Origin of the sequence: Paracoccus aminovorans (assembly GCF_001546115.1) — a bacterium.
Classification (GTDB): Bacteria; Pseudomonadota; Alphaproteobacteria; order Rhodobacterales; family Rhodobacteraceae; genus Paracoccus; species Paracoccus aminovorans_B.
The window spans coordinates 272,844-299,726 of record NZ_KQ955211.1; the positions used below are offsets into that span (position 1 = coordinate 272,844).

Here is a 26,883-nt window from a genome sequence, read left to right on the forward strand (position 1 = left end):
ATGCAGCCGCAGCAGCCGGCCCCCGGCCCGCGCAAGATGAACTGCCCCGAAACTGCGCGGAAGCGCCTGGACAGGATTGGGCTGGTCGCATGCCATGAGCCGGTCCCGAATTTGCCTGCCCCGACCAGGACCGGAATACCGCCGGGGGTCAATCGGCGGCGCGGCAGGGGCGACGGCGCGCGCCGGGTCCGCGGCCGGAATTGCCTGATTTCAAGGTAGGCTGCGCAATTTTTGATCTTTCGCGAAACGCGCGGCCAATGGGGCGCGCGCGCATGATGCGCGGGTGCTGAAGGCCGGCGCGCCGACCGGGCCGGCTTCGACGTCGCTCCGGGCAGCGCGGTCGCCATCATCGGCCGCAGCGGATCGGGGAAAAGCACGGCGCTGCGCTGCATCAACGGGCTGGAAAAGATCAACAGCGGCGAGATCACCGTCTGCAATCACCACCTGCACCACGACGTCACCCGGTCCCAGCTGCGCGCCCTGCACCTGGACGTGGGCATCGTCTTCCAGAGCTACAACCTGTTCCCGCACCTGACCGTCGGCCAGAACATCATGCTGGCGCCGCGCTGGGTGCAGCGCCTCGGCCGGGCGAGCGGCATAGGCATAAAGCGTGCCCGTCTGGACGCGCGGCGCCACCAGCAGGCGGAAGGGTTGCAGCGCGGCGGCGCCGAACACCTCGGCCAGCAGGTGATGCAGCGCCAGCCCTTCGTCAAAGGCGCCGCGCGCGCGCGGCCCGGCCCAGCGGTTCAGCGTCGGCAGCGGCATTTCGACCAGGTGCAGGCTCATGCCAGATCTCCCTGCCAGACGATGCGCGTGCCGCCATGCAGGCCCGAGACCCAGTTGCGGGTGTCGGGAATGTCCAGACGCAGGGCGCGCGGATGGGCCTGCCCCTCGTCCAGCCACAGGGCGCGGCCGGCCAGGTTCAGCGATTGCAGGGGCTGGTGGGCGCTGTCGGCCGTGGTCCAGCCTGGACCAGCCGGGCCGAGGGCATGCAGGGCTTGCGCCCGATGAACAGCGGTCGCGCCGGGCGGTCCAGCGCCTGCGCCAGCTCATCGAGCGAAAGCCCCTGTCCCGCTGCCAGCCGCAGCACGACGCGGGTTTCGTGATCGGCCAGATAGTCGCGCCGGCGGTGGTGCGTTATCCACTTTCTGCCGGTTTCGTTGCCAATCTGGGTTTTGACAGCGGGGTTCGAATAGCGGCTCCCCTTGTTTCTGCACTCGGGCTCTCCAGATGTCGTCCACGCTGGTTCACCCTCATAAGGGCGCGCATTCTGGTTGTCGGTGATGATCCAGGAAATCGCCCCCGCGACAGCGCGGGAAAGACCAGCCGGTCCTGCAGGGCCTGATGCTCGGCGCCCTGGTGACGCTGCCAGCCGAGCGCATTGCCAAAGAGCCCCGTCAGCGCCGAGGCCGAGGGAAACTCGCGCATGATGCCGACATGGTCGATGGTCACGCCACCGAAGGCCATCAGCGGCGAAGCCAGGCGCAAGTGCAGCCAGCGGTGCGTCATGCCGGCATCGGAACCGCGGTGGGCAGCCCGCCGGCGAACTGCGCCAACTCGGCCAGCGTGCCGCGTGCGGCGCCAGACAGGTCGCGGTTCACCAGCGTCATCACGCGGCGCTGCTCTCCGGTGGCATAGGCAGCGTCCAGCGCGGCAAGGTGATCGCTCAGCGCCGCGACCGCCTGCGCGGTGTCGGGCGGACCGGGTCGCGGAACGCCTCGGCCAGCGACCGCGGCTGGCGGTCACCTGCCTCGAGCAGCGGGAACGACGCCTGGCTGTAGGGTGCGGTCGAGCCCAGCTTCGCGCCCGGCGAGATCTCGGCCACCAGATAGACCAGGTTGTGCAGCACCTCGCCCGCCAGGCGCCGGTCGCCACCCAGGTTGTCGATCAGCGCCGGCAGGTCCACGACGACGTAACCACAGAACAGGCCCGAGATCAGTTCGGTTTCCTGGATGGTGTCGGCGCCGGTTTCCTCGTCACGCGCCAGATCGTCGGCGGCGATGAAATAGTCGCTTTCCGTCTCTTCCGCATGGACGGTAAAGGCATGGGCGACATGCACCGCCGCCTCGATATTGGCGCGCGGGTCGGAGGTGACCATGCGCCCGACCAGCGCGCCCACCAGACCGCCGGGCAGCTTCGCCCCCTCGCCCATGGCCTTGAGATTGGCCTTGTAGGTCTTGAACCACTCGGCGGCAACCTCCTTGCCTGTTTCGGATCGCCGTTCGCCTGCGCGGCCTGCGTCAGATAGGCCACCTCGACTTCGCCAGCAGCAGCGTCTGGCGGGATTTCTTGTCGGTGCCCTGTCGCCATAGACCGCCTTCAGCAACACCTCGCGGATTTCCGTGATCGTGTCACCGGCACGCCCTCGCCAGGCGCCTTGCGCTCGATGATCTCGCGCGAACGGCAGGCCGCATCCGCGCCGTCGATCCGGTCGAGCGCATGCGGATCGTCCGCCAGCCGCCAATGCCGCTTGAGGCATTGCGAGCTGATGCGGGTGCGCAGATGCCCCGCCATAGGGCAGGCGTTTGGCCAGCCCGGCATCGTCGCGGTTCAGCAGCGCGGCAGTATAGGGCCATGAAATGGATCTGCAGGAAACGGGGGTCAGTCATCGGTATCCTCGGGCTTTTGTTCGGATCGGCGGTCAAGCCGGGCGTAATAGTCGCGCGCAATGTCGCGGCCGTCCTCGCGTAGGACGGCCCAGGCCAGGCTGGGCGCACGGATGCAGGGTTGCTGGCGGGCCAAGGCGTGGATGGCGCGCTCGATGGCGTCCAGCCGCGCCGGGCCGCGCGCGGCCAGCAGCCGGGCCAGGCGCTGTTCCGACAGGGCGGGCTTGTCCAGCCGCGCCGTTTCCGCGCCGCCATCGGCCAGCACGGCGCCGAATTTCCGCCCGGCCCGGCGCCGGGCCCCGGTCGCGCTGGCGGGGGGTCAGCAGCGCCAACAGCTTGGTGATGCGGCGCCATTTGTCCTCTTCGCCGCGGGTGATGCCGTGGCGGGCAACCATCGCCAGGAGAATGCGCTGCCCTCGGGGCCCATGCGGCGGGCTGCGGCCCGGTCGCCGCTGTCAGCAACAGCAAGGGCGGCGGCGATGACGCAGGCGCAGGTGTCCACGGAGTCGCTGGGCTCAGGCATGTTCGATCTCTGTCATGTCGGCTTCCTTGAAGATCGCGGCGATGCCCGGTTCAGCGCCGCCCTGCCCCGTGCCACGGCCCGCGGCCGCATGATCGAGGCGCAGGGGATGCCCGGCGCGGCACGTTCGAACACGCCCCGCGCCGCCGAGGCCAAGTCGCGCATCAGCCGGGCGTGGACGACATTCCGGCTGCCCAGCCCGCCGCCAGCTTGCCCCAGAGCGCAGGAAAGAACGGCGCATCGGCGCGCGCTTGCAGCGCATCGCGGGCGGGAGTTGTCCGGGCGTAATCCGCCTTGCCGACCTTATCCCGCTCGCCTTGGGCGCTGATCAGCGCCAGCGCCTCGCGCAGGGCGCTGTCTACCTGCTTCACCAACTCAATCTGGGCTTCGGCCAGTTCGACCGCCTCGCTGCCCAGCATGGTCTTTCTGACCGCCTGGGCACCGGGATGACCCGCGACTTGAAGCCGTCCGTCTTGGAATTGCCGCGGGCAAAGGCCTCGGCGATCAGCAGCATGTCGGCCGCCCCTTCGTCCGGACCCGGCTCGGCCAGCAGGGGGACGAGCCCAGGTGCCGCTGAAATAGAGTTCGCAAATCAGCTTGTAGGCTCAGTCCTGCACGCCCAGCGTCAGCGCCTTGGTCTCAGCGACACGGACCGGCGCCCAGGGGTCGCCGGTCATGCCCTTGGACGCCTTGGCCTCGACCCGGGCGGATGTGGCGCGAAGCGCGCGCAACCCGTTCTGCAACCGCACGCGCCGGCAGATCTCAAGGGCCAGAGGGTGCAGCTGATCCAGCGTCAGCGCCCGGCCTTCGAGCCAAGGCAGACACCGCAGCAATGCAGGTTTTTCCGACCCGCCTGCCCTGCCCCGCCGGCGCCAGGGCCAGCATGGCGCGCGAGGACGATCCACCGTTCATCCGCGCCACGCCATAATGCCCCGCGCCGCCTAACCCCTCCATCGTTTGAAGGCTGACCAGCGCAAAGATCCAGTCCTGGGGCACGGCATTCTGCGCAACTTCGCTTTTGAGGTCATGACTGAGCGAGGTGATGACCATGTCAGCGCATCGGGCGTCGGAACCTCGGTCCATTTCAGACGCCGGGGCCAGAAGGCTACATGAAGCCCGGTTGCGCGGCGTATCGACGACCAGATGCAGGCGCATCATCGGGAAAATCCCGCGTCAGATGGCGCAAAGCCGCGCACCAGACGGCCTCGTCCTCGGGGATCGAGGCCAGCCCCGCCCTGTCCAGCGCCATGACGCCAAGCTGCATCAGGAACATGGGCCAGGCCGGGCGCTGATGCGGCCGCAGCGCCGGAAACGGCTCACCCTGCCCGCTGCCATCGCGGCAAGCAGCCCCGGCAGGCTGAACATGCCCGCATCGTTTCGATAAGCGGATCGTGCAGCAGGTCGTGTTTCATCGCAAGCCCCGAGTGATCGGGGAAATTGCCCCGGAGAAGAGCAAACTGGGACTATTCCGAGAATGCTCGGAACGCACTGAAACCGATAGCATTGATACTCGCTCCCGAAATACCTCCATCAGTTTTTCCTTGCGTTGATCCGGTCAATCGATTTCTTCGCGCGACACCCCATCCGGTCCATAGGAGAAGCGCTGTTCCTCTGTGCAGACTGTCAGGACCGCGCCGGGGTCCACCGTGACCTTGCCCTCGCCGGTCATGCCGCGCAACCAATGCACCGGCAAGGCCAGCCGGGCGATGGGCGCCCAAACGGGCCGATGGTTCCGTCCGGCAAGGTCAGGATCACGCCTTCCTCGCCCCTCCGGATGCGCACCGCCTCATCCGACGGAAAGCTGTCGGGAAAAGGCCGCGCCCGGTCCAGGATGACCAGTTCGGCGCCCTGTCTGGGCCAGGGCGCTGCCGGTCATGCGGCGCAGATAGCTTTCCCAGCGGTTTGCCGCGCAATCGCCTCAAGCTGCGCGGGATGGGTGGCAGCCTCGACCAGCGCGCGGTTCATGTCCGGGATGCCGTTCAGCGCCAGCACCAGTTCCGGCGATGCATCAACGCAGGCGCGCCAGGTTTCCCGGGCGTGATCGACGGTGTTGCGGATCACAAGCGCGCGGGCGCCCTGCCCGCCGCAGCCAGCGCCAGTTCGGCCGCGTCTGCCCGACTCCAGCGGTCAAGCGCCTGCAACGCAACAGTTTTCAGGCGCGGATCCGCAGTAACCGGGTGGCAATCACGGCGCGTCCAGACAGCAGGATAAGGCTCGCGCCGCGCCTGGTCGAAGCTGGGCAAGGCACCCCCGCGCCAGCCTGCCCTTGCGGACGCACCCAGCGTAGCAGACATCAGCAAGGTGTGCCCGCCAAGCGCGCATTGCGCATCCACCATTCTTTTCTGGATCCGGGTCATCCAGCTGTCCGAGGCATGCACCTCGTCGATGACCAGCAGCGACCGGGCCAGCGCCGCGCATATGCGCATGCTTGACCTGCAGGCCGGCCATCATCGCCTGGTCCACGGCGCCGACGGCGATCTGGGCCGCAAGGAAGCGCGTTGCATGTTCCGCCGCCCACCGCGCCGGTTTTCGCCATCGTCCCAGCGCGTCCTGAAGTCGGGCAGCCGGATGTCGCGCGCCTCGCCCGCCAGCATCTGGCCGGGGATGGCCAGCACCGCCTCGGGCGTAGGTTCGGCGAACATCCGCTTCAGCGCCTGATTCACCCTGCCTTGCCACTGCCGTGCGGCGGCCCTGGTCGGGACGGCGACGTAAAGGCTGTCCACCGCCCCGGCCTGATACAGCATGGCAAAGCGCCACAATGCCGCCTCGGTCTTGCCCGAGCCGGTCTCGGCCTCGAGGATGACCAGGGTTTAGTCCAGCGGCATTTCTGCCAGCTTCTGCTGGCCGGGCGCGGTTGGCGATGGTCGGACAGCAGCTTCCAATCCGCGCCGCCACGCAGGCTGGCCAAGGTCGTATCAAGTTGGATCGTCCGCAGCCAGGCGCGGGCCAGCGCGCACCCTGGCATAATAGCCTCGGTCGTAATCCGGCACGAAGCCAATATGCCGCGATCCGAGCCGATCCAGTAGGCCAGCGCCAGCAAGCCCGCAGAATGATGGGCCAGCCGCGGAACCGGCTCGAGTGGAGCGGCCGCGGCACTCTCGGGAAACCAGGCCGACATCGCCCGTCCCATCTGGGGCTCGGACGCTTTCCAGCTGTAATCGATGGGATCGTTGAACGCCGCCGTCGCCCAGCTTTCGGGCGGTTCAGCGATGGGCTGCCCGTGATGAGCGAACAGCACCTTGAACCATTCCTGGATCCCCGGCCAGCGGACGATATGCACGGCGTTGCCATCCAGGCCATTGTCGGGCTCCTCCCGCTCAACCAGCGCCATCCGCAGCGCAGGTGATCGCGCGGCGGGATGCCATGGCCGGCCGGCCAGCCCTTGGCCTGAAAGGCGGGGCCAGCTTGCCGACATCATGCAGGAAGGCCAGCGCGGCCAGGCAGGCGATGCCGTCATCGTCTACGCGCACCCCGGCGGCTGCTTCCAGGCGGGATCGAAAGCTTGGCAACAGCAGCAGCTCGTGTACCACAGCGGCGACATCCGCGCTGTGATAAATCAGGTGGTGGCTACCACCCGTCGGCAGGTCGGGCTTTCCCCAGGGTTCGCGCATGGAATATTCTTTGACCAGCAGGCAGACTGTTCACAGCTGTGAACTTTGCAGGGAAATATTGCGGATCATTTTAACCGCCGAGAATTCGCCCCTGGCGGCATTCACTGAAAGATCCCCAGATAGGCCGCGGGCGTGCGAATCTGGTCAACCGTTGCAGCATCGGCTGCTGCGATCATGTCCATATGCCTTAACGTCTGGTGCCAGACAGCATCGCAAATTCCGATCATCGGACGCAACCTCTCAGCGCTTACCAGCGCCGTCCCGTCACTGATTGGCTCTACAGGAAGGCCTTGCAGTCCATCGCACGTGTCGATCACCTCGGCCAGGGGCCGTCTGTCACGGTTTCGACACTGCTGTCAGAATCAGGATTTTTTTGTGTATTGTATTGGTGCTGCTCATTCCGGTTGTCATTGCTGCTCGAATCCTCGGCGAAAGATGCAAAGCGCGGTAGGTTATCCACAGCCGCAGCCAGCACGATGTGAGCTACTCCCCGGACATCGGACAGTGACGGAAGCTACGGTCTGACGTTTCTTGGTCTCCAAGGACGAGTGGAAGAAATCGCTACTGGATGGCGCTGCGGGTATTTTCGAGCGGGGCAGCCGAAAGCCTGCTGAGGCGGACGAGGAAACGGTCCGCTCGCTGCATGCCAAGATCGGGGAACTGGCTGTGGCCAACGATTTTTTGTCACGAAAGCTCAAGCCGTGGACCGGCAAGCGGGGCGCAGGTTGATTGGGCCGGACCATCCCGCGCTGTCGACCGGCGCACAGTGCCGCCTCTGTCGGTCTCGCGCTCGTCGTTCTATGACGAGCCATCGGGTGAGACGGAGATGAACCGGAGTCTGATGCAGCTGATCGATCGGCAGTTCCTGGACACGCCCTTCTACGGCGTCCGGCGATGACGTGGCATCTGCAAAATGAGGGCCACGGCGTGAACCAGAAGCGCATCCTGCGGCTCATGCGCTTGATGCCGATCGATCAGAAGCCCGACAGCGAGAAACGGGTCCTTGCGATGCCAGATCGCGCAAGACGTCCCATTTATCGACGGGATGGCCTTGCGGTGCCACACCGATTGACCACCCTGGACGTGCTAAGATCGAAGGGGTCTCGTGGGGTACATGCTCCACGGAACCTTCTTTAGCTTGTCCGTGCCCCCTGTATGGTTTCCGACTGCTCTCCTCAACGCCTCTTGTAGCGGGCGTGAAGCTCTTCAAGGGCGGTGCCGGCATGGTCCAGAAGCCATTCCGCCCAATCCTGATCCTTGGTCTGCACCTCCAGCCGCAAACCGTCCCGGGTTCGGGTCAGCCTCGCGGCGCTGTCCTTGTCCAGCGCCAGCCGGCGCGTCTCGCGTCGTGGACCGGGCGGCGTCACGGCCTTTCGTAAACGAAGGCTTACCGCATCGAACGCAGCAACCGAGGGGTCGGCAGCGTCCGGCCGCGCTTGGCTGCGGGCGCGCTGCGCCAGCTCCGCCAGCTCCGGGACGGGCAGGGCGGCGGCTTGCAGGTCCTTGACCATCGCCTCCCAACGCGGCCGACCGACGCCATGTGCCGGGCCGATAGCCGAGGCGAGCTCGCGCCCTACCGCCCGCGCCACGGAAAGCGCCATGGAAACGGCGGATTTCGTCATGTTCAGCACCTCGGCGACCTCGGTCTGATTGCCGAAGCCGCTTTCCGTCAACTCCTGGGCAAACAGCGCCTTCTCGATGAAGCTCAGGTCGCGGCGGCCCGTGTTTTCAGAGGCTTGGGCCACGACGGCCGCGTGATCGTCGAGAGCGGCGATCATGGCGCGCACCTTGCCCACCTGGCTTGATCCGCGCACCGCCTCAAGCCGCCGGCGGCCATAGACCAGCAGGTAATGATCCGGACGCGCCGGGTCGCGGCGCACGAGGATCGGCACGGTCTGGCCCACCGCCTCGATCGAGGCGCGCAAATCGGCCACATCCGCCGGATCCAGCCGGTCGGCGCTGCGCTCATCGGTGATCGACTCGGGGTCCAGGTCCCAGATCCGGTGCGTATCGACCGCATCGCGCGCCGAGCGCAATGCCCGGTTCGCCATCATCGGTGCTGCCGGTGCGGCGCCGGTCATGTTGTCCAGCATCGACATGCGGCGTTTCTTGCCTTCGCTCATCCGCGCCTCCAGGTCTTTTGGATCAAGGCTGCAATCTCATCGTTCACCGCATTCAGGCTTTCCACCGCGCGGTCATAGGTCGAGCGGGTAAAGGCGCTGCGGTCCACTTCGTAAAGCGTCTGCTTGGTCAGGCCGGCATCGGAAATCGCGGTGGATTTCAGCATCGGCGCGTTCAGCACGTTGTCGCCATACATCGTGCGCAAAAAGGCCACGATGCGGTTCTGCGGCGCGTCCGAGGGCTCATAGCGGGTCAGCAGGTAGCGCATCCAGTCATGCGACATGTCGGCGCCGCTGTCGGCGATCACGTCCATCAGGTCGGCGGTCATGCGCAGGAACTGGCTCATCGACATCACGTCCAGCATCTCGGGGTGGATGGTGACCAGCACGCCGGTCGCGGCCGACAGCGCCGACATGGTCAGAAAACCCAGTTGCGGCGGACAGTCGATGACCACCACGTCGTAATCGGCATCGACCTGCGCCAGCGCCTCGCGCACTCGGAAAAAGAACAGCCCGGCATTGCCTTGGGCCAGGGCACGGGGCGTTTCATGCTCGAACTCCATCAGTTCGAGATTGCCGGGAATCAGGTCCAGGCCGGGGATATAGGTCTTGCGGATCACCGCCTGGATCGGCGCCGGATCGTCATAGCGGATCGCGTCGTAAAGCGTGCCCCCGTCGGGCAGGTCGAATTCGGGCTGCACCCCGTGCAGTGCCGTCATCGAGGCCTGCGGGTCCAGGTCGATGGCCAGCACGCGATAGCCGGTCAGCGCTAGCCGCTGCGCCAGATGCGCCGCGGTCGTGGTCTTGCCGGATCCGCCCTTGAAGTTCATCACGCCGATGATTTGCAGATGGTCGCCTTCGCGCCGGCCGGGCAGATAATCTCCGGGCTTTCGGGCGGTCTTTTCAAGCAGTTGCCGCAGGTCGTGCAGATCCTGCACCGAATAGAGCCGGCGGTTGCCGGCCGTGGTTTCGGGCGAGGGGCCCTTGCCATCCAGATGCAGCTTGCGCAGGTAGCTGTCGTTCACCCCCAACAGCGCGGCCGCCTCGCCCGAGGTGAACTTACGCATCTGCTTAGTGGCATCAGGCGGAAACAGCGATTCCCGTTGGGCGTGAAGCTGCTTGGCCAGCGCCTCGGAATGTTGCCTGATGACCGCGTTCAGGTCCTCGGCAAAAAGGTCTGTCATCTGCCCGCTCCGCGTGTTCACGCTTTTTATCGTTTGAATGGCGTTTTTCGTGAACATCTCGCAAGTCCACGCGACTCGCAAGCTTTCTTATACGCTCAGCGATATGTCCGCGCTTTCCAGCGGATCGGAAATCGCGCCTTCCGGCGCCGGGCGCGAGCTTGGTTTTCACCCTATTGGAAATCGCTCGTGCTGGTCCGGCTGCGGCGCGGCGGTGGACGGGCGGCCGCAAGCCTTGCCTACGATTCGCGCTGGCACGCGGCGCAGGGTGCGTTTCCCATTTCTCTGACCATGCCGCTGTCGCGTCGCAACCCAAGCGCAAGCCCGGCGATTTCGCCCGCTGCCATTGGGACACCATCGCCCTATACGCAGGTTTCAGTCCCCGCCAGTTGCTCTAAAAGTTTTCATTTTCATTCAATGCTTTACTAACAGACCAGGCAACGCTACGCGACACGCTTGCGACCGGCGCGGCGCCGGATCGGGGACGCACCGTGGCGATGGCCGCGCCGCGTGCCGGCGATGGACCCGTCAGCCCGGCGGTGCCGTCGTCTCGCGCAGCATCAGCTGCGGTTCCAGCCGGGTGACGGCGGCGACCTCATGGCCGGCGATGGCGGCCAGCACCACCTGCGCGGCCTTGCGGCCGAGGTCGCGCTTGGGCTGGCGGATCGTGGTCAGCGCCGGCAGCAGATGCGAGGCCAGCTCGATATCGTCGAAGCCGACCACCGACACGTCCCGCGGCACCCGCTGCCCGGCGCGGCCGAGGTCGGCGATGAAGGCGCAGGCCATCTCGTCCGAAAAGGCGAAGACGGCGCCGGGACGCTCGGCCGGCGCGAGCGCCAGCCAGTGCCGCGCCGCCGCCTGCCCGGCCTGCAGCGAGAAATCGCCCGGAAACAGCGTCAGCCGCAGGTCCTGCGCCGCGTCTCGCGTGCCGGCAAGCCGGGCCTGGTGCAGCACATTCGCCGGCGGCCCGCCGATCACGCCGATATGGCGATGCCCCAGCGCGCGCAGATGCGTCACCGCCAGCGCCGCGCCGCGCTGGTTGTCCAGCACCACGCGGGGCAGGGCGGCGTCCTCGATCCATTCGCAGGCCAGCACCACCGGCGGCCGGTCCGGGCCCGGCGCCAGCTGCGCGGCCGAGGCGCGCCCGTCCAGCAGGATGATGCCATCGGCGCGCGACGGGTCGAGAAAGCGCCGCAGCGTCGCAGGCAGGCTGCCCTGGTCCTGGGTGTCCGCGACCAGGAGGTCATAGCCCGCCGCCGCCAGCTCGCGCCCCATGCCGACGAGGATCTTGGCGAAAAACGGGTTGCCGAGGTTCGGCACCAGCGCCACCACGCAGCCGGTGCGGCCCTTGCGCAGGTTGCGGGCGGCGTGGTTCATCCGGTAGCCGCTGCGGTCCAGCGCCTGCGCCACGGCCAGCCGGGTGGCTTCGGCGACCATGTCGGGATGGGACAGCACCCGGCTGACGGTCGCGGTCGAAACCCCCGCCATCCGCGCCACATCCGACAGCCTGACCCGGCCCTGCGGCCCCGCGTGATTGTCCATCGCGTCAGGCTAGGCGCTTGCCCAAGCCGCCGCAAGAAAATGTTTGCAATCGATTGCAGACCGGTGCAGCCTGCAGGACGGGAGAGAGGGGCGATCATGCAGACCATCAAGGGGCCGGCACTGTTCCTGGCGCAGTTCATCGGCGATGCCGCGCCCTTCGACAGCTGGGACGGCATCACCCGCTGGGCGGCCGAACTGGGCTATGCCGGCGTGCAGGTGCCGGTGGGTGATGCCCGCATTCTGGACCTAGACCGCGCCGCCGAATCGCAGGGCTATCGTGACGAATTCCTGGGCATCGCCGCGCAGAACGGCGTCGCGGTGACCGAGCTTTCGGCGCATCTGGAGGGCCAGCTGGTCGCGGTGCATCCGGCCTATGACGCGGGCTTCGATGCCTTCGCGCCGCCGGCGCTGCGCGGCAAGCCCCGGGCGCGGCAGGAATGGGCGGTGGCGCGGGTCGCCCGCGCCATCCGGGTCAGCCGGCTGCTGGGTCTCGACCGCATGGCGGTGTTCTCGGGCGCGCTGGCCTGGCCCTATCTCTATCCCTGGCCGCAGCGCGCGCCGGGGCTGGTCGAGGCGGCCTTCGACACGCTGGCGGCGCGCTGGCGCCCGCTGCTGGACCTGGCCGAGGATGAGGGCATCGACATCTGCTATGAGATCCACCCGGGCGAGGATCTGCATGACGGCGTGAGCTTCGAGATGTTCCTGGACCGCCTGGGCCAGCACCCGCGCGCGAACCTGCTCTACGACCCGTCGCATTACGTGTTGCAACAGCTTGATTACCTTCAGCATATCGACATCTATCACGACCGCATCCGCATGTTCCACGTCAAGGACGCCGAGTTCAACCCGACCGGGCGGCAGGGCGTCTATGGCGGGTTCCAGCCCTGGGCGCAGCGCGCCGGGCGCTTCCGCAGCCCGGGCGACGGGCAGGTGGATTTCAAGGGCGTGTTCTCGAAGCTGACGCAATACGGCTTCGACGGCTGGGCGGTAGTGGAATGGGAATGCGCGCTGAAGCACCCCGAGGACGGCGCCCGCGAAGGCGCGCGCTTCGTGCGCGACCACATCATCCGGGTGACGCCGCATGCCTTCGACGATTTCGCGGCCAGCGCGGTGGATCGCGCCGCCATCGACAGGGCGCTGGGGCTATGACACGGATCCGGCTGGGCATGGTCGGCGGCGGGCAGGGGGCCTTCATCGGCAGCATCCACCGCATCGCCGCGCGGATGGACGGGCAGTTCGAGCTGGTCGCCGGGGCGCTGTCCTCGGACCCCGGCCGGGCGCAGGCCAGCGCGGATGAACTGGGCATCCGCAGCTATGCCGATTTCGCCGAGATGGCGCGGGCCGAGGCGGCGCGGCCGGACGGGATCGAGGCGGTGGCCATCGTCACTCCGAACCACATGCACGCCGCCCCCGCCGTGGCCTTTCTGGAGGCCGGCATCCATGTCATCTGCGACAAGCCGCTGGCGGCGACGCCCGCGCAGGCGGCAGCGATCGCCGCGGCCGCGCGGGCCAGCCGGGCGCGGTTCTTCCTGACGCATAACTACTGCGCACTGCCGATGGTGCGCGAGGCGCGGGCGCTGGTGGCCGAGGGCGCGCTGGGGCAGTTGCGGCTGGTGCAGGCGGACTATCTGCAAGGCTGGCTGGCCGATGCGGCGCAGGGCAAGCAGGCGGAATGGCGCACCGATCCGGCCCGCGCCGGCGCCGGCGCCCTGGGCGACATCGGCACCCATGCCTGGCAGTTGGCGGCGTTCGTGACCGGCGAGGTGCCGGCGCAGGTTTCGGCGGATCTGTCCAGCATGGTGCCGGGCCGCATGGTCGACGACGACGCGCGGGTGGCGCTGCGCTATGCCTCGGGGGCCAAGGGCGGGCTCTGGGCCAGCCAGGTCGCGGTCGGGCAGGAGAACGGGCTGGCGCTGCGGGTCTTTGGCAGCGAGACGGCGCTGGAATGGCGGTTGCAGGATTGCGAGCGGCTGCTGCTGACCCGCAAGGACGGGCCGGCGCGCATCCTGACCCGGGCGCAGGACCGCGGCGCATCCTCGCGCACGCCGCCGGGCCACCCCGAGGGCTATCTGGAGGGGTTCGCCAATCTTTACAGCGACATCGCGCGGATCATCCGGGGCGATGACGGCCCGGCCGACCGGGTGCCGGGACTGGCGGACGGGCTGTCCGGCATGGCGTTCATCGCCGCCGTCCAAGCCTCGGCCGCCCAGGGTGGCGCCTGGGTCGAGGTGGCGCCATGAGCGTGCTGGCGCTGGAGAATGTCGGCAAGAGCTTCGGCCCGGTCACGGTGCTGCACGGCATCGACATCGCGCTGGAACCGGGCGAGGTGCATGCCCTGATCGGCGAGAACGGCGCCGGCAAGTCCACCATCATGAAGCTGCTGGGCGGGTTTCTGGATCCGACCTCGGGGCAGGTGCTGCTGGACGGCCGGCCGGTGCGCTTTGCCAGCGGCCCCGAGGCCGAGGCGCAGGGCATCGTGGTCATCCACCAGGAATTCAACCTGGCCCGCGACCTGACGGTGGCCGCCAATGTCTTCCTGGGCCGCGAGCCGGGCGGCTGGCGGCTGGATCACGCGGCCATGCGGCAGGCGACGGCGGCGCTGCTGAAACGCCTCGACAGCCCGATTTCGCCCGACGCGCTGGTCGGCGACCTGTCGGTGCCGGACCGGCAGATGGTCGAGATCGCCAAGGCGCTGTCCCGAAACGCCCGCGTGCTGATCATGGACGAGCCGAGCGCGGTCCTGACCCATCGCGAGGTCGGCGCGCTTTACGCGCAGATCGAGGGGCTGCGGGCCGAGGGCGTGGCGGTGCTTTACTGCTCGCATCGGCTGGACGAGGTGGCGCATCTGGCCGACCGCATCACCGTCCTGCGCGACGGCCGCGTCGTGCGCCGGGCGCTGCGAGGCGAGCTGACGCAGGACGGCATGGCCACGGCCATGGTCGGGCGCGAGTTGCAGGATTTCTATCCGCCGAAAGGCCGGCCCGGCGACGAGATCGCGCTGGAGGTCCGCGGCCTGTCGGTGCCGGGCCGGGTGCATGACGTCAGCCTGAGCCTGCGCCGGGGCGAGGTGCTGGGGCTGGCCGGGCTGGTCGGCTCGGGCCGCACCGAACTGGCCGAGGGCATCGCCGGGCTGCGTCCCGCCAGCGGCGAGATCCGCATCGACGGGCGGCCGGTCGGCATCCGCTCGGCCGGCGACGGCTTTGCCAACGGGCTGGCCTATCTGACCGAGGACCGCAAGGAGGCCGGGCTGCTTTTGGAAAAGCCCCTGCGCGAGAACCTGACGCTGGCGGCGCTGGAGCGTTTCGGCCGCTGGCGCATCGACCGCCCCGCCGAAGAGGCGGCGCTGGACCGCGCCACGCAGGATTTCGACATCCGCGCCCCGCGCCGCGACATGGTGGCGGGCAAGCTGTCGGGCGGGAACCAGCAGAAGCTGTTGCTGGCCAAGACCATGCTGACCGATCCGCGCATCCTGATCATCGACGAGCCGACGCGCGGCATCGACGTGGGCACGAAAAGCCAGATCTATGCCTTCATCCGCCAGCTGGCGGGGCAGGGGCTGAGCGTCATGGTGATTTCCAGCGAGATGCCCGAGGTGATCGGCCTGGCCGACCGGGTGCTGGTCATGCGCGAGGGCCGGCTGGCCGGCGAATTGCAGGGCGCGGCCCTGACCGAGGACAATATCGTGCGCCTGGCCATGGGCGTGAGCGAGGCGGCATGAGAAAGATCGACTTCCACACCCTGGGCCCGCTGATCGCGCTGATCGCGCTGGTCGTGCTGGGGGCCAGCCTGAACAGCGCCTTCCTGGCGCCGGCGAACATCACCAACGTGCTGGCGCGCTCGGCCTTCATCGGCATGATCGCGGTGGGCATGACCTTCGTGATCACGGCGGGCGGGCTGGACCTGTCCGTGGGCTCGATGGCGGCCTTCTTGGCCGGGATCACCATCATCGCCATGAACGTGCTGGTGCCAAACTTGGGCACGCATTGGGGCACCATCCTGATCGGCATGGGGGTGGCGGTGCTGGGCGGGCTGGCTGCCGGATACCTGAACGGCGCGCTGGTGACCAAGGCGCGGATCGAGCCCTTCATCGTCACCCTGGGCACCATGGGCATCTTTCGCAGCCTGGTGACCTGGCTGGCCGATGGCGGCACGCTGTCCCTGGATTACGCGCTGCGGACGCTGTATCGCCCGGTCTATTACGGCGGCATCGGCTGGATCACCTGGCCGATCATCTGCTTTGCCCTGGTCGCCCTGCTGGGCGAATGGATGATGCGCCATTCCCGTTTCGGCCGCCATGTCGAGGCCATCGGCTCGAACGACCGGGTGGCGCGCTATTCCGCCATCGACGTGAACCGGGTGCGGCTCTTGACCTATGTCCTCTTGGGCCTGCTGGTCGGGCTGGCGGTGGTGCTTTACGTGCCGCGGCTGGGCTCGGCCTCGGGCTCGACCGGCGTGTTGTGGGAGTTGGAGGCCATCGCCGCCGTCATCATCGGCGGCACGGCGCTGAAGGGCGGGCGCGGCCGGGTCTGGGGCACGGTGATGGGCGTGCTGATCCTGTCGCTGATCGACAACATCCTGAATCTGGCGAATCTGGTCAGCCCCTATCTGAACGGGGCGATCCAGGGCGTCATCATCGTTCTTGCTGTCGTGTTGCAGCGGGAAAAACATGCCGCCGGCGAGCGGTGACCTCTGGGAGGAGAAAGACATGAAACGCAGAAGCCTGATGCAGGGCGCCGCCGTGGCGGGGCTGCTGGCGATGACCTGGGGCAGCGCGGCGCTGGCGCAGGAGGGCGAGAAGACGGTGATCGGCGTCGCCATCCCTTCGGCCACGCATGGCTTCATGGGCGGGCTGAACTGGCACGCGCAGGACACGATCAAGCGGCTGGGCGCGGCCTATCCGAACCTGGAATTCGTGCTGTCCACCTCGGGCGACAGCGCCAAGCAGGTCAATGACATCGAGGACATGATGGCCACGCGCGACATCGACGCGCTGGTCGTGCTGCCCTTTGAATCCGAGCCGCTGACCGCGCCGGTCAAGGCGGTGAAGGACGCGGGCAAGTTCGTGACCGTGGTGGACCGCGGGTTGTCGCAGGAGGGGATCGAGGATCTGTATGTCGCCGGCGACAACACCGCCTTCGGCCGGGTCGCGGGCGAATATTTCAAGGCGAACCTGAAGCCCGGCGCCAAGATCGTCGTGCTGCGCGGCATCCCGACCACGCTGGACAACGAGCGGGTCGAGGCCTTCCAGAAGGCGCTGGACGGGTCCGAGATCGAGATCCTGGACATGCAGCACGGCAACTGGAACCGCGACGACGCCTTCAACGTCATGCAGGACTATCTGGCGAAATACCCGCAGATCGACGCGGTCTGGGCGGCGGACGACGACATGGCGGTCGGGGTGCTGGAAGCCATTGCCGCCGCCAACCGCCAGGACCAGATGTGGGTGATCGGCGGCGCCGGCATGAAGGAGATCGTCAAGCGCATCATGGAGGGCGACAAGCAGCTGCCGGTGAACGTGACCTATCCGCCGGCGCTGATCTCCTCGGCCATCGAGATGACGGCGCTGCATTTCGTCTCGAACGCGCCGATGACGGGGCGGTTCATCATCGGCAGCCAGCTGATCACGCCCGAGAACGCCGAGAAGTTCTATTACCCCGACAGCCCGTTCTGATTTCAGGCGGGCTGGCGCGCCAGCAGCGCCCGCAGTTCGGGCCGGCACGAGCCGCAACTGGTGCCGGCCCCCAGGGCCTCGCCGATGGCCTCGACCGAGGCGAGGCCGTCCCTGATGCCTTCGAGGATGGTGTTCACGCCGACGCCCAGGCAGGCGCAGACCACCGCGCCCCCGTCGGGGCGGTCGCCGCCGGGCCGGCCGGCCAGCAGGCCGGGCTCGCAGGGGTTGCCGAGCGCCGCGGCCAGGTGGCTGCGCGACAGGGCGACGGGGCCGGGCGCGACGAACAGCGCCGCCTGCACCCTTCCGCGCCGCGCGAAGGCCAGCCGCAGGATGCCGCGCCTGTCGTCGCGCAGGATCTGCGGCGGGTCGTCCAGCCCGAACAGGCGCTGCGCGGCTTGCGCCCAGTCCTCGGGCGGCGCGGTCCCGGCCAGCTCGGCCTGGAAGCCGCCGGGCAGGGTGGCGCTGGCCCAATAGTCCCAATCGGGCGCCATGGCGCGGATCGAGACGGCGAAGCCGTACCAGGCCGCCGGGAACGGCCGGATCGCGACCGCGGCGGATTTCAGCGCCGGCTGGCCCGAGACCGGATCGGCCAGCCCCGGCACCAGCGCGTCGATCCGCCCCGAGGGCGCGGTCTCGCCGGTCCAGTGCATCGGCGCGAAGGGATGGCCGGGCGCCACGCGGTCGGTCACCAGCACGCGCAGGATGGCGCGGCCCAGCGGATTGGCGATCTCGGCCAGGGTGGCGGGTTCCAGGCCCAGGCGGGCGGCATCCTGCGGGTGCAGCTCGAGGAAGGGCTCGGCCAGGTGGCGCGACAGCCGCGGCGCGCGGCCGCTGCGGGTCATGGTGTGCCAATGGTCGCGCACCCGGCCGGTGTTCAGGCGAAAGGGATGCCCCGGGTCCGGGGCGGGCAGGGCGGGGGTCACGGCGACCATGCGCGCCCGGCCGTCCGGGTGGTGGAAGCGCCCGTCGCCGAAGAAGCGCCCGCCGCGCTTTTGCGCCGATTGCGGCCAGAGGAAGGGCTGCATCGCCTCATAGCCGTCGGGCGTGATGCCGGCATGGTCCGAGATGTCGAAATCGCTGCCGAGCGCACCCGCCACGCCCGAAAGCGCCGCGTGCTCGGCAAAGACCTGGGCCGGGCCCTGCCAGGCGAAAGCCGCGCCCCAGCCCATGCGCGCCGCCACATCGGCCAGGATGCGCCAGTCGTCGCGGGCCTGGCCCGGGGCGGGCAGGGCGCGGCGCTGGCGGCTGATGCGGCGTTCGGAATTCGTCACCGTGCCGTCCTTTTCGCCCCAGCCGGTGGCCGGCAGCAGCACATGCGCCAGCCGCGCCGTGTCGGTGGTCGCGAACAGGTCCGAGACCACGGTGAAGGCGCAGCCGGCGATGGCGCGGGCCACGCGGTCCGCCTCGGGCATGGTGACGGCGGGGTTGGTGCAGATGATCCACAGCGCCTTGATGCGCCCGGCCTCGACGGCGCGGAACAGGTCCACGGCCTTGAGGCCCGGCTTCTCGGCCATGCGCGGGGCGGCCCAGAAGCCCTGCACCGCGGCGCGATGCGCGGGGTTTTCCAGCGCGAGGTGGCAGGCCAGCATGTTCGCGAGACCGCCGACCTCGCGCCCGCCCATGGCGTTGGGCTGGCCGGTGACGCTGAACGGGCCCATGCCGGGCCGGCCGATGCGGCCGGTGGCAAGGTGGCAGTTCAGGATCGCGTTCACCTTGTCGGTGCCCGAGTCGGACTGGTTGATGCCCTGGGAATAGACGGTGACGACGCGCGCGCTGCCGCACCACAGGTCGAGGAAGCGTTGCAGGGCGCTGTGGGGCAGGCCGGTGGCGGCCGGGGTGGTGGCGCGGGCGGCGGCCAGCGCCTCGGCCAGGCCCGCAGGGTCGGCGGCAACCAGGCCGCGCCGGTCGATATCCGCCAGCAGCAGGTTGAACAGCGCCGCATCCGCACCCGGCGCGATGGCCAGATGCAGGTCGGCGATGTCGCAGGTGGCGGTGCGGCGCGGGTCGATCACCACGACCCGCGTGCCCCGCGCCGCGCGCGCCGCCGCCAGCCGCTGGAACAGCACCGGATGGCACCAGGCCAGGTTCGAGCCGACCAGCACCACGGTATCGGCCTGTTCCAGGTCCTCGTAGAGCCCGGGCACGGTGTCGCTGCCGAAGGCCCGCCTGTGGCCCGCGACCGAGGAGGCCATGCAGAGCCGCGAGTTCGTGTCGATATTGGCGCTGCCGATGAAGCCCTTCATCAGCTTGTTCGCGACATAGTAATCCTCGGTCAGCAGCTGCCCCGAGACATACATCGCCACGGAATCCGGGCCATGCGCGGCGATGGTGTCGGAAAACCGGCGCGCGACCAGGTCCAGCGCCGCGTCCCAGCCGGCCTCGCGCCCGTGGATGCGCGGCGCCAGCAACCGGCCGTCCAGCGCCACGGTCTCGCCAAGCGCGGCGCCCTTGACGCAAAGCCGGCCGAAATTCGCCGGATGCTCGGGGTCACCGGCGATGCCGAGGCCGCCCAGCCCGTCCGGCGTCGCCAAGACGCCGCAGCCGACGCCGCAATAGGCGCAGGTGGTGCGGATGGCGGGGCGGGGCGCTGCCATGTTCATGGCGTCACTCGGCCGCGACGGCAGGCGCTTGCGGCGCCGGCTGACGGTCCAGTTCGGGCCGGGTCTTGTGATGCGTGGCATAGATCATCGCGCCGACGAAGGTGATGCCGCCGACCATATTGCCGATGACGGTCGGGATCTCGTTCCAGATCATGTAGTCGGCGATGGTGAAATTGCCGCCCAACAGCAGCCCGGCCGGGAACAGGAACATGTTCACGATGGAATGTTCGAACCCCATGTAGAAGAACACCAGGATCGGCATCCACATCGCCATGATCTTGCCCGAGACGCTGGTCGACAGCATCGCCGCCACCACGCCGGTCGAGACCATCCAGTTGCACATGACCGCGCGCACGAACAGCGTCAGCATCCCGGCCGCGCCATGGGCGGCATAGCCGAGCGTGCGGCCCTCGCCGATATGGCCGATTCTTTCGCCGACGGCGTTCGGGGCCTCGGACCAGCCGAAGGTGACGATGATCGCCATGAACAGCGCCACGGTGAAGGCGCCGGCGAAATTGCCGGCAAAGACCAGCCCCCAGTTGCGCAGCATGCCGCGCAGGGTGACGCCGCGGCGCCGGTCGATCAGCGCCAGCGGCACCAGGGTGAAGACGCCGGTGAGCAGGTCGAAGCCCAGAAGGTAAAGCATGCAGAAGCCGACCGGGAACAGCAGCCCGCCCAGCAGCGGCTCGCCGGTATTGACGGTCACGGTCACGGCGAAGGCGGCCGACAGCGCCAGGATCGCGCCGGCCATATAGGCGCGGATCAGCGTGTCGCGCGCGGACATGAAGACCTTGGCCTCGCCGGCGTCGATCATCTTGCGGGCAAAGTCGGCGGGGGGAACATAGGACATGGGCTGGCTCCTCAGGCGGCGTTGCGGGAACGGATCAGGCTGGCGTCGATCAGGACGCGGCCCTGGTCGACGCGGACGGGATGGGTGCGGACCCGGCCCTGGTCGGCGCCCTGCGCGGCGCCGGTGTTCAGGTCAAAGACCCAGTTATGCAGCGGGCAGGTGACCGAGCTGCCGTGCACGATGCCTTCGGACAGCGGGCCGCCCTTGTGCGGGCAGCGGTCGTCCAGCGCGAAGACCCGGTCGTCCATGGTGCGGAACACCGCGACGCAGCCCTGCGCGGTCCTGACCAGCCGCGCGCCCTGGCGGGGGATGTCGTCCAGGGATCCGATATCGACGAAGATGGTCATTCCGCAGCCTCCAGCGTCAGGTCGGCAAGAGGCGCCCAGCGAGGCGTCTCGGTCGGGGTGGAAAGCTCGGCCCAGGGATCGCGGCGATAGACCGACTGGCTGATCTCGAAGCGCTCGACCAGGGCGGCGCGGCTGGCCGGGTCGTCGATCTGCGCCTTGATCCAGTCGAGCCCGACCTTGTCCATCCATTTCCAGAGCCGGTCGAGATAGCGCGCGTTTTCGCGGTAAAGCTGGGTCACGGCCAGGATGATCGCGATCGCCTCGTCCTCGGACGGGGTCGAGGCCAGGGCGACGGTCTCCTTGACCTCCATCCCGGCGGCGCCGCCGATCGAGATGTTATAGCCCGAGTCGACACAGACCACGCCGATGTCCTTGCAGGTCGCCTCGGCGCAGTTGCGCGGGCAGCCCGAGACGCCCAGCTTCAGCTTGTGCGGCGTCCAGGACCCCCACATCCGCTTTTCCAGCTTGATGCCGAGGCCGGTCGAATCCTGCGTGCCGACGCGGCAAAATTCCTTGCCGACGCAGGTCTTGACGGTGCGCAGCCCCTTGGAATAGGCGGCGCCCGAGACCATGCCGGCCGCGTTCAGGTCGTTCCACATATGCGGCAGGTCCTCCTTGCGCACGCCCAGCAGGTCGATGCGCTGGCCGCCGGTGACCTTGACCATGGGGACGTTGTATTTCTCGGCCGCGTCGGCGATGGCGCGCAGCTCGGCCGGTGTGGTGACGCCGCCCCACATGCGCGGCACCACGGAATAGGTGCCGTCCTTCTGGATATTGGCGTGGTTCCTTTCGTTGACGAAACGCGACTGGCGGTCGTCCCGGTATTCAAGGGGCCATTCCGCCAGCAGGTAATAGTTCAGCGCCGGGCGGCAGGAATGGCAGCCGCCCACGGACTTCCAGCCCAGTTCCTGCATCACGGCGGGGATCGACTTCAGCCCCATGCTGCGGATCAGGCGGCGCACGTCCTCGTGGCTGTGGTCGGTGCATTTGCACAGGCCGGCCGGCGTCTCGGCCACCGCGCCGCCAAGCGCCAGCGCCATGACCTGCTGCACGAGCCCGGTGCAGGTGCCGCAGGAGGCGCTGGCCTTGGTGCAGCTCCGCATCGCGTCGAGCGTATGGGCGCCGCCCTGCGCGGCGGCCATGATGATGCCCTTGCAGACGCCGTTGCAGCCGCAGATCTCCGCCTCAGGCGGCAAGGCTGCAACGGCCGCCATAGGGTCCGGTGTGGCGCCCCCCTGGAAGGCCGGGCCGAAGATCAGCGTCTCGCGCATCGGGCCGATGTCGGCGCCGTCCTTCATCAGCCCGTAGAACCAGCTGCCGTCGGCGGTGTCGCCATACATGACCACGCCGATGATGCGGTCGTTTTCCAGCACCAGCCGCTTGTAGATGCCGCGGCCGGGATCGCGAAAGACGATGTCCTCGCGGCCCGGGGCTTCGGCGAAATCGCCGGCGCTGAACAGGTCGCAGCCGGTGACCTTCAGCTTGGTCGCGGTCTGGACCGGGGCGAAGACGGCTGCCTCGCCCATTAGCGTCCGGGCCAGCACCTTGGCCTGGTCGTAAAGCGGCGCGACCAGGCCGAAAAGCTGGCCGCGATGCTCGACGCATTCGCCGAGCGCGAAGATATGCGGGTCGCTGGTGCGCAGGGCGTCATCGACGACGATGCCGCGCTCGACCTCCAGATGCGCGTCATTGGCCAGCCGGGTCTCGGGGCGGATGCCGACGGCCATGCAGACCAGATCGGCGGGATAGACGGTGCCGTCCTCCAGCAGCACCGCCTCGGCGCGGTCATGGCCCAGGATCGCCTTGGTCGCGCCCTTGCAATGCACGGTGATGCCGCGCTTTTCCAGGTCGCGTTGCAGCAGGTAGCCGGCGGCGGGATCGAGCTGGCGCTCCATCAGGTGGCCCATCAGGTGGATGACGGTGACACGGGCGCCGCGCGCCGCCATCCCCGCCGCCGCCTCCAGGCCCAGAAGCCCGCCGCCGATCACCACAGCGTCCTTGCCTTCGGTCGCCATCATCGCCTGCGTGTCCTCGAGGTCACGATAGGCGACGACGCCGGGCAGGTCCTTGCCCACCACCGGGATGATGAAGGGCGCCGAGCCGGTGGCGATGACCAGCGCGTCATATTCGGCGCTGGAGCGGTTGGAATGCACCACGCGGCCCGCGCGGTCGATGCGGACCACCGGCTCGCCGAAGCGGCAGGTGACGCCACGCGCGGCATACCAGTCGGCATCGTGGGTGACGATCTGTTCATAGGTCTTTTCGCCCGACAGCACCGGCGACAGCATCAGCCGGTTGTAGTTGCCGCGCGGCTCGGCATTGAACAGGGTCACGTCCCAGGCGTCGGGGGCGGCGTCGAAAAGCTGTTCCAGCATCCGGCCAGAAGCCATGCCGGCACCGATGATGACGAGTTTTTTCTTCATGGCGGACCTCAGGCGGTTTGCAGGGCGGGTTGCAGGCGGCGGATCGAGGCGTGCATCCACAAAAGGCAGGCCGCGACCAGCAGGAACAGCACGGCAAAGCAGCTGGACCACAGCCCGGTCTGGTCCTTGAGCCAGCCGAAGAGCAGCGGCAGGGCAAAGCCGCCCAGGCCGCCGATCATGCCGACGAGCCCGCCGACGGCGCCGACATTGCCGGGATAATAGCTGGGGATGTGCTTGTAGACGGCGGCCTTGCCCAGGCTCATGAAGAAGCCCAGCGTGAAGATCGTGACCAGGAAGCCGGCGACCGGCAGCCCGGGCAGCAGCGTCAGGATCGCGGTCGCGGCCAGCGAGACGGCGAAGGTCGCATACATCACCCGCCGCGCCCCGATCCGGTCCGACAGGTGGCCGCCATAGGCGCGAAACACCGAGGCCGGGATGGAATAGGCGGCGCCGACCATGCCGGCGGTGCGGATGTCGAAGCCATAGACGCCGATCAGGTAATGCGGCAGCCACAGCGCCAGCGCGACGAAGGCGCCGAAGCTGAAGAAGTAATAGGCCGCGAAGCGCCAGACCTGCATGGTCTTCAGCGGCGCGAACTCGGCCCGCAGGCTGCGCAGGGGCAGGCTGCCCTGACGCCGGGCGGCGGTCAGCGGGTCGTCCCTGGAGAAGACCCAGAACAGGATCGCGGTCAGCGCCAGCGCCGCGGCCCAGACCTGCGCCGTCGCCTGCCAGCCCCAGGCCAGCATGACGAAGGGGGCCGCGAACTTGGTCACGGCGGCGCCGACATTGCCGACGCCGAAGATCCCCAGCGCAGTGCCCTGCCGTCCGGCGGCGTAGAAGCGCGAGACATAGGCCACGCCGACGGCGAAGCTGCCGCCGGCCAGGCCGACGCCAAGCGCCGCCAGCAGCATCTGCGGATAGCTGTCGGCCCAGCTCAGCAGCCAGGTCGCGGCGGCGGCGGCCAGCATGGTCAGCGTATAGACCGCGCGGCCGCCGATGCGGTCGGTGGCGACGCCAAGCGCGACCCGCACCAGCGAGCCGCTGAGGATCGGGATGCCGACCAAGAGGCCGAACTGGGTTTCGGTCAGCGCGAGCTGCTGCTTGATCTGGATGCCGATGATGGAAAAGATCGTCCAGACCGCGAAACAGACGGTGAAGGCCGCGGTCGACAGGGAAAGCGCGCGGCCGGAATCGGGATGGGTCGGGGGAATGGCGGACATGGGTGCTCCGATGGCGAAACTGGGGTCAGTGGCTGTCGGAAAGCGGCGCAGGCAGGAACGCTGTCCCGTGGGACAGAAGGCAAGCCGCAGCGGATCGCTTTCGGAAGGTTGCCGCATCGTTGCGAGCGGGCCGGTGGCGCGCCATTGCGCCGGGCCATGTCCAAGGAATTGCCGGAGTGGCGCAATGATGCAAGCGCTGCGGTGCAGCCTTGGCCGGATTTCGCGGTCGCTGCGTTGCAGCGCATGAATTTCATGCGGCTGCGGCGGGCGAATGCCTGCAAATCGGTCAGTTCCGGGATGGCAGCGGCGGTTCGAAGCTGAAGCCGTCGAAGAAGCCGTCGGCGCGCAGAATCATCTGGCCCTTTTCCGCCGGCACCACGCGGTCCTCGGCCAGCGCGCCCTCGATCCGGGCCGAGGCGCCGGGCAGCGCCGCGCCGGCCGGGCGCAGGTGCTGGCGATACAGGTCGGTGCGGAAATGCCGCATGGCCGCCAGCATCGCGGGCGTCTCGGGCAGGCCGTGGCGGCGGGCGATGCGGCCGGCGATCAGCGCGGCGATGCTTTTCCACGGGAAGCTGGCCGCGCCGGCGTGGAAGGCGACGAAATCCGGCGCCGCGCGCATATGGCCGGCGGGTGCGATCATCAGCCGGCCCGTCAACCCGCGCTCGGCCAGCACCGGCGGCAGGTCGAGGTATTCGGCGCGCGACAGGATCTCGGCGGCGGTGCCGCGATGCTCGGGCGCGTCCAGCCAGCGCCCGGCCCGCCACAGCGCCCGCATCAGGGCGCCGGTCTCTTCGGGGCGGGTCTCGGCGAAGTCGCGGCGCAGGACCAGGCCCTTTTCCGGCGGCGCGCGCCAGATCGCGGTGCCCGGCAGCAGCAGGGCCGCGACGCCGCGCTCGACCGCGACGCTGGCCCAGGGCTCGCCCACGCAGAAGGCGTCGACCTCGCCCGAGGCCATGGCGTCGGCCATCATCGGCGGCGGCAGGGTGACCAGCTCGACCGCAGCCGGGGCGAAACCGCTGGCGCTCAGCCACAGGCTGGTCAGTTCGAGCTGGGTCGAGAAGGGGAAGGGCACGCCGACCCGCAGCCGGCCCGCCACCACGGCGCGCAGCGCGCGGCCCGCGGCACCGGCGTCGCGAAAGGCGAAATCGTGGCCGGCGTCGCGCAGCCGCGCTTCCAGCGCGCGGTTGACGGCGATGGCCTGGCCGCCATGGGACAGGAACATCACCAGGTCCATCGCCGGCAGCGCCGGACCCAGCCCCAGCGCCTGGCCCAGCGGCATCGGCACCAGCATATGCGCCGCATCGACCAGCCCGGCGCCCAGCATGTCGCGGACCTGCGCCCAGGCACCGAAGGCCCGCAACTCCAGCGCCAGTCCCTCCTCGGCGGCGAAGCCCAGCTCGCGGGCCACCACCAGCGGCGCGGCGTCGATCAGCGGCAGATAGCCCAGGCGCAAGCGTTTCATCGGCCCAGGAGCCCCGCCGCCATGACCAGCTGCTGCGCGATCTCGGCCATGCGCTTGCCCTGGTCCATCGCCGTCTTGCGCAAGAGCGCATAGGCGGCTTCCTCGTTGATGCCGCGCGCCGACATCAGGATCGCCTTGGCGCGGTCGATGACCTTGCGTTCCTCGAGCGCGGCGCGGGTCGCGGCGAGTTCGGCGCGCATCTGCTGGAAGACGTTGAAGCGGGCGATGGCGGCGTCGAGGATCGGCTTGATCCGTTCGGGGCGCAGGCCGTCGACGACATAGGCCGAGATCCCGGCCTCGATGGCGGCGCGGGTCAGGGGCTCGTCCGAGCGGTCGACGAAGACCGCGACCGGACGTTCGGACGGGCCCGAGGCCAGCGCCAGTTCCTCGAGGATGTCGCGCGAGGGGTTGGCGATGTCGATCAGCACGACGTCGGGGCGCAGCTCGGTCACCTGCCGCGCCAGACCGGATTGCTCGGCGATGATGCGGATGTCGTGATCGCCGGCGGCGCGCAGGCCCTCGGCGATGGGCCGCGCGCGGTCCGGGTCGGGTTCGACGACGACGATGACGAGCTTCTGCTGCATGGCGGCCCTGCTGTTCGTCCCGCGCTGGCACGGCGCCGGGCGCGGGGCAAGCCGCGCCGGTCCCGGGCGGCGGCCGGTCCCGGCATTGCCCGCTTTGCGGGCATCCGGCGCGCGCTTCTGCCTGCGCGGCAGCCGGACGCGGGATC

The 26,883-nt window shown here is 68.8% G+C and carries 30 protein-coding genes and 1 pseudogene; 7 read left to right on the top strand and 24 right to left on the bottom strand.

The annotated features are described in order from the left end of the window. Positions 1-348 precede the first annotated feature (348 nt). Positions 349-1,011, top strand: coding sequence for an ATP-binding cassette domain-containing protein (locus tag ASV56_RS24710; RefSeq protein WP_253880231.1), 663 nt, complete (start codon positions 349-351; stop codon positions 1,009-1,011). Here the strand turns inward: ASV56_RS24710 and ASV56_RS24985 are convergent. From ASV56_RS24985 to ASV56_RS23840, 14 genes and pseudogenes are all read right to left on the bottom strand, one after another. After that, the gene (locus tag ASV56_RS24985; RefSeq protein ID WP_367577172.1) at positions 923-1,372 is read right to left on the bottom strand and encodes a type I-E CRISPR-associated protein Cas5/CasD; all 450 of its coding nucleotides are present in this window, start codon (positions 1,370-1,372) and stop codon (positions 923-925) included. The two genes, ASV56_RS24710 and ASV56_RS24985, sit on opposite strands and share 89 nt — an antisense overlap. Then, positions 1,351-1,509, bottom strand: a pseudogene (locus tag ASV56_RS24990) (type I-E CRISPR-associated protein Cas5/CasD); the annotation flags it as partial. The gene ASV56_RS24985 and the pseudogene ASV56_RS24990, both read right to left, overlap by 22 nt. A 157-nt stretch (positions 1,510-1,666) precedes the next feature. Continuing rightward, complete coding sequence (cas7e, locus tag ASV56_RS24720; protein WP_156429269.1) at positions 1,667-2,152, bottom strand: type I-E CRISPR-associated protein Cas7/Cse4/CasC; 486 nt, start codon at positions 2,150-2,152, stop codon at positions 1,667-1,669. 167 nt (positions 2,153-2,319) lie between these two features. Further along, positions 2,320-2,514 carry a type I-E CRISPR-associated protein Cas7/Cse4/CasC gene (locus ASV56_RS24725; protein WP_253880226.1) on the bottom strand — a complete coding sequence of 65 codons (195 nt, stop codon included), beginning with the start codon at positions 2,512-2,514 and terminating at the stop codon, positions 2,320-2,322. An 87-nt stretch (positions 2,515-2,601) separates the two neighbouring features. Continuing rightward, a complete protein-coding gene (locus ASV56_RS21505) occupies positions 2,602-2,871 on the bottom strand; it encodes a hypothetical protein (protein ID WP_062564002.1) in 270 nt (89 codons plus the stop codon). Between the two features lie 419 nt (positions 2,872-3,290). Beyond that, complete coding sequence (locus ASV56_RS21510; RefSeq protein ID WP_062564003.1) at positions 3,291-3,545, bottom strand: hypothetical protein; 255 nt, start codon at positions 3,543-3,545, stop codon at positions 3,291-3,293. Between the two features lie 186 nt (positions 3,546-3,731). Continuing rightward, positions 3,732-3,959 (bottom strand): hypothetical protein, encoded by a 228-nt coding sequence (locus tag ASV56_RS21515; RefSeq protein ID WP_062564004.1) that lies wholly within the window; start codon positions 3,957-3,959, stop codon positions 3,732-3,734. Between the two features lie 272 nt (positions 3,960-4,231). Continuing rightward, positions 4,232-4,399 carry a hypothetical protein gene (locus tag ASV56_RS23825; protein ID WP_156429270.1) on the bottom strand — a complete coding sequence of 56 codons (168 nt, stop codon included), beginning with the start codon at positions 4,397-4,399 and terminating at the stop codon, positions 4,232-4,234. Between the two features lie 282 nt (positions 4,400-4,681). Next, the gene (locus tag ASV56_RS24855) at positions 4,682-4,804 is read right to left on the bottom strand and encodes a hypothetical protein (RefSeq protein ID WP_301336105.1); all 123 of its coding nucleotides are present in this window, start codon (positions 4,802-4,804) and stop codon (positions 4,682-4,684) included. A gap of 194 nt (positions 4,805-4,998) precedes the next feature. Next, entirely contained in the window at positions 4,999-5,187 is a 189-nt protein-coding gene (locus ASV56_RS21520; RefSeq protein WP_062564005.1) for a hypothetical protein, read from the bottom strand. After that, positions 5,184-5,552, bottom strand: coding sequence for a DEAD/DEAH box helicase family protein (locus tag ASV56_RS23830; RefSeq protein ID WP_156429271.1), 369 nt, complete (start codon positions 5,550-5,552; stop codon positions 5,184-5,186). The genes ASV56_RS21520 and ASV56_RS23830 overlap by 4 nt, the downstream gene beginning before the upstream one ends. A gap of 21 nt (positions 5,553-5,573) precedes the next feature. Next, positions 5,574-5,870 (bottom strand): hypothetical protein, encoded by a 297-nt coding sequence (locus tag ASV56_RS23835; RefSeq protein WP_156429272.1) that lies wholly within the window; start codon positions 5,868-5,870, stop codon positions 5,574-5,576. Then, positions 5,786-6,544, bottom strand: a complete 759-nt coding sequence (locus ASV56_RS24995) for an HD domain-containing protein (protein ID WP_367577169.1) — start codon at positions 6,542-6,544, stop codon at positions 5,786-5,788. The genes ASV56_RS23835 and ASV56_RS24995 overlap by 85 nt, the downstream gene beginning before the upstream one ends. Further along, positions 6,444-6,737, bottom strand: coding sequence for an HD domain-containing protein (locus ASV56_RS23840; protein WP_156429273.1), 294 nt, complete (start codon positions 6,735-6,737; stop codon positions 6,444-6,446). Before ASV56_RS23840 ends, ASV56_RS24995 begins: the two co-directional genes overlap by 101 nt. A gap of 531 nt (positions 6,738-7,268) precedes the next feature. Here ASV56_RS23840 and ASV56_RS23200 point away from each other — a divergent pair. After that, a complete protein-coding gene (locus tag ASV56_RS23200) occupies positions 7,269-7,466 on the top strand; it encodes a hypothetical protein (protein WP_156429274.1) in 198 nt (65 codons plus the stop codon). Positions 7,467-7,912: 446 nt separating this feature from the next. Here the strand turns inward: ASV56_RS23200 and repB are convergent, their stop codons facing one another. The 3 genes from repB to ASV56_RS21545 form a co-directional block, all read right to left on the bottom strand. Next, positions 7,913-8,860: a plasmid partitioning protein RepB gene (repB, locus tag ASV56_RS21535; protein ID WP_062564008.1), complete on the bottom strand. Its 948-nt coding sequence runs from the start codon at positions 8,858-8,860 to the stop codon at positions 7,913-7,915. Further along, positions 8,857-10,041, bottom strand: a complete 1,185-nt coding sequence (gene repA, locus ASV56_RS21540) for a plasmid partitioning protein RepA (RefSeq protein ID WP_062564009.1) — start codon at positions 10,039-10,041, stop codon at positions 8,857-8,859. The genes repB and repA overlap by 4 nt, the downstream gene beginning before the upstream one ends. A 525-nt stretch (positions 10,042-10,566) precedes the next feature. Continuing rightward, the gene (locus ASV56_RS21545) at positions 10,567-11,580 is read right to left on the bottom strand and encodes a LacI family DNA-binding transcriptional regulator (protein WP_062564010.1); all 1,014 of its coding nucleotides are present in this window, start codon (positions 11,578-11,580) and stop codon (positions 10,567-10,569) included. A gap of 96 nt (positions 11,581-11,676) precedes the next feature. On the opposite strand from ASV56_RS21545, the gene ASV56_RS21550 reads away from it, so the two are divergent. The 5 genes from ASV56_RS21550 to ASV56_RS21570 are packed head-to-tail and all read left to right on the top strand — an operon-like array spanning position 11,677 to position 17,251. Then, entirely contained in the window at positions 11,677-12,729 is a 1,053-nt protein-coding gene (locus ASV56_RS21550) for a sugar phosphate isomerase/epimerase family protein (protein WP_062564011.1), read from the top strand. After that, the gene (locus tag ASV56_RS21555) at positions 12,726-13,820 is read left to right on the top strand and encodes a Gfo/Idh/MocA family protein (RefSeq protein ID WP_062564012.1); all 1,095 of its coding nucleotides are present in this window, start codon (positions 12,726-12,728) and stop codon (positions 13,818-13,820) included. The genes ASV56_RS21550 and ASV56_RS21555 overlap by 4 nt, the downstream gene beginning before the upstream one ends. Beyond that, positions 13,817-15,298 carry a sugar ABC transporter ATP-binding protein gene (locus ASV56_RS21560; protein ID WP_062564013.1) on the top strand — a complete coding sequence of 494 codons (1,482 nt, stop codon included), beginning with the start codon at positions 13,817-13,819 and terminating at the stop codon, positions 15,296-15,298. The genes ASV56_RS21555 and ASV56_RS21560 overlap by 4 nt, the downstream gene beginning before the upstream one ends. Further along, the gene (locus ASV56_RS21565) at positions 15,295-16,266 is read left to right on the top strand and encodes an ABC transporter permease (RefSeq protein WP_062564014.1); all 972 of its coding nucleotides are present in this window, start codon (positions 15,295-15,297) and stop codon (positions 16,264-16,266) included. Before ASV56_RS21560 ends, ASV56_RS21565 begins: the two co-directional genes overlap by 4 nt. A 19-nt stretch (positions 16,267-16,285) precedes the next feature. Beyond that, a complete protein-coding gene (locus ASV56_RS21570; protein ID WP_062564015.1) occupies positions 16,286-17,251 on the top strand; it encodes an ABC transporter substrate-binding protein in 966 nt (321 codons plus the stop codon). Positions 17,252-17,253: 2 nt separating this feature from the next. On the opposite strand, the gene ASV56_RS21575 is transcribed toward ASV56_RS21570, so the two are convergent. From ASV56_RS21575 to ASV56_RS21605, 7 genes are all read right to left on the bottom strand, one after another. Continuing rightward, complete coding sequence (locus ASV56_RS21575; RefSeq protein WP_062564016.1) at positions 17,254-19,851, bottom strand: nitrate reductase; 2,598 nt, start codon at positions 19,849-19,851, stop codon at positions 17,254-17,256. 4 nt (positions 19,852-19,855) lie between these two features. Next, the gene (locus ASV56_RS21580) at positions 19,856-20,701 is read right to left on the bottom strand and encodes a formate/nitrite transporter family protein (protein ID WP_062564017.1); all 846 of its coding nucleotides are present in this window, start codon (positions 20,699-20,701) and stop codon (positions 19,856-19,858) included. An 11-nt stretch (positions 20,702-20,712) separates the two neighbouring features. Beyond that, on the bottom strand, positions 20,713-21,048 hold the full coding sequence (gene nirD, locus ASV56_RS21585; protein ID WP_062564018.1) for a nitrite reductase small subunit NirD: 336 nt from the start codon (positions 21,046-21,048) through the stop codon (positions 20,713-20,715). Beyond that, positions 21,045-23,471: a nitrite reductase large subunit NirB gene (nirB, locus tag ASV56_RS21590; RefSeq protein ID WP_062564019.1), complete on the bottom strand. Its 2,427-nt coding sequence runs from the start codon at positions 23,469-23,471 to the stop codon at positions 21,045-21,047. Before nirB ends, nirD begins: the two co-directional genes overlap by 4 nt. Before the next feature lie 8 nt (positions 23,472-23,479). Beyond that, complete coding sequence (locus ASV56_RS21595; protein ID WP_062564020.1) at positions 23,480-24,691, bottom strand: MFS transporter; 1,212 nt, start codon at positions 24,689-24,691, stop codon at positions 23,480-23,482. Positions 24,692-24,977: 286 nt separating this feature from the next. Further along, entirely contained in the window at positions 24,978-26,153 is a 1,176-nt protein-coding gene (locus ASV56_RS21600; protein WP_062564021.1) for an ABC transporter substrate-binding protein, read from the bottom strand. Then, positions 26,150-26,737, bottom strand: coding sequence for an ANTAR domain-containing response regulator (locus ASV56_RS21605; RefSeq protein ID WP_062564022.1), 588 nt, complete (start codon positions 26,735-26,737; stop codon positions 26,150-26,152). The genes ASV56_RS21600 and ASV56_RS21605 overlap by 4 nt, the downstream gene beginning before the upstream one ends. Positions 26,738-26,883: the final 146 nt, after the last annotated feature.

Excerpts from the sequence above, each read along its gene's own strand:
- ASV56_RS23840 (WP_156429273.1), bottom strand. The coding sequence starts at position 6,737 with ATGCGCGAACCCTGGGGAAAGCCCGACCTGCCGACGGGTGGTAGCCAC.
- ASV56_RS21605 (WP_062564022.1), bottom strand. The coding sequence starts at position 26,737 with ATGCAGCAGAAGCTCGTCATCGTCGTCGTCGAACCCGACCCGGACCGC.
- ASV56_RS21575 (WP_062564016.1), bottom strand. The coding sequence starts at position 19,851 with ATGAACATGGCAGCGCCCCGCCCCGCCATCCGCACCACCTGCGCCTAT.
- ASV56_RS23835 (WP_156429272.1), bottom strand. The coding sequence starts at position 5,870 with ATGCTGTATCAGGCCGGGGCGGTGGACAGCCTTTACGTCGCCGTCCCG.
- nirD (WP_062564018.1), bottom strand. The coding sequence starts at position 21,048 with ATGACCATCTTCGTCGATATCGGATCCCTGGACGACATCCCCCGCCAG.
- ASV56_RS21580 (WP_062564017.1), bottom strand. The coding sequence starts at position 20,701 with ATGTCCTATGTTCCCCCCGCCGACTTTGCCCGCAAGATGATCGACGCC.
- ASV56_RS21550 (WP_062564011.1), top strand. The coding sequence starts at position 11,677 with ATGCAGACCATCAAGGGGCCGGCACTGTTCCTGGCGCAGTTCATCGGC.
- ASV56_RS21560 (WP_062564013.1), top strand. The coding sequence starts at position 13,817 with ATGAGCGTGCTGGCGCTGGAGAATGTCGGCAAGAGCTTCGGCCCGGTC.
- repA (WP_062564009.1), bottom strand. The coding sequence starts at position 10,041 with ATGACAGACCTTTTTGCCGAGGACCTGAACGCGGTCATCAGGCAACAT.
- ASV56_RS24725 (WP_253880226.1), bottom strand. The coding sequence starts at position 2,514 with ATGGCGGGGCATCTGCGCACCCGCATCAGCTCGCAATGCCTCAAGCGG.
- ASV56_RS21570 (WP_062564015.1), top strand. The coding sequence starts at position 16,286 with ATGAAACGCAGAAGCCTGATGCAGGGCGCCGCCGTGGCGGGGCTGCTG.
- ASV56_RS23825 (WP_156429270.1), bottom strand. The coding sequence starts at position 4,399 with ATGTTCCTGATGCAGCTTGGCGTCATGGCGCTGGACAGGGCGGGGCTG.
- ASV56_RS24995 (WP_367577169.1), bottom strand. The coding sequence starts at position 6,544 with ATGATGTCGGCAAGCTGGCCCCGCCTTTCAGGCCAAGGGCTGGCCGGC.
- ASV56_RS21555 (WP_062564012.1), top strand. The coding sequence starts at position 12,726 with ATGACACGGATCCGGCTGGGCATGGTCGGCGGCGGGCAGGGGGCCTTC.
- ASV56_RS21545 (WP_062564010.1), bottom strand. The coding sequence starts at position 11,580 with ATGGACAATCACGCGGGGCCGCAGGGCCGGGTCAGGCTGTCGGATGTG.
- ASV56_RS21565 (WP_062564014.1), top strand. The coding sequence starts at position 15,295 with ATGAGAAAGATCGACTTCCACACCCTGGGCCCGCTGATCGCGCTGATC.
- nirB (WP_062564019.1), bottom strand. The coding sequence starts at position 23,471 with ATGAAGAAAAAACTCGTCATCATCGGTGCCGGCATGGCTTCTGGCCGG.
- ASV56_RS21595 (WP_062564020.1), bottom strand. The coding sequence starts at position 24,691 with ATGTCCGCCATTCCCCCGACCCATCCCGATTCCGGCCGCGCGCTTTCC.
- repB (WP_062564008.1), bottom strand. The coding sequence starts at position 8,860 with ATGAGCGAAGGCAAGAAACGCCGCATGTCGATGCTGGACAACATGACC.
- ASV56_RS21600 (WP_062564021.1), bottom strand. The coding sequence starts at position 26,153 with ATGAAACGCTTGCGCCTGGGCTATCTGCCGCTGATCGACGCCGCGCCG.
- ASV56_RS23830 (WP_156429271.1), bottom strand. The coding sequence starts at position 5,552 with ATGCGCATATGCGCGGCGCTGGCCCGGTCGCTGCTGGTCATCGACGAG.
- cas7e (WP_156429269.1), bottom strand. The coding sequence starts at position 2,152 with ATGGGCGAGGGGGCGAAGCTGCCCGGCGGTCTGGTGGGCGCGCTGGTC.
- ASV56_RS21510 (WP_062564003.1), bottom strand. The coding sequence starts at position 3,545 with ATGCTGGGCAGCGAGGCGGTCGAACTGGCCGAAGCCCAGATTGAGTTG.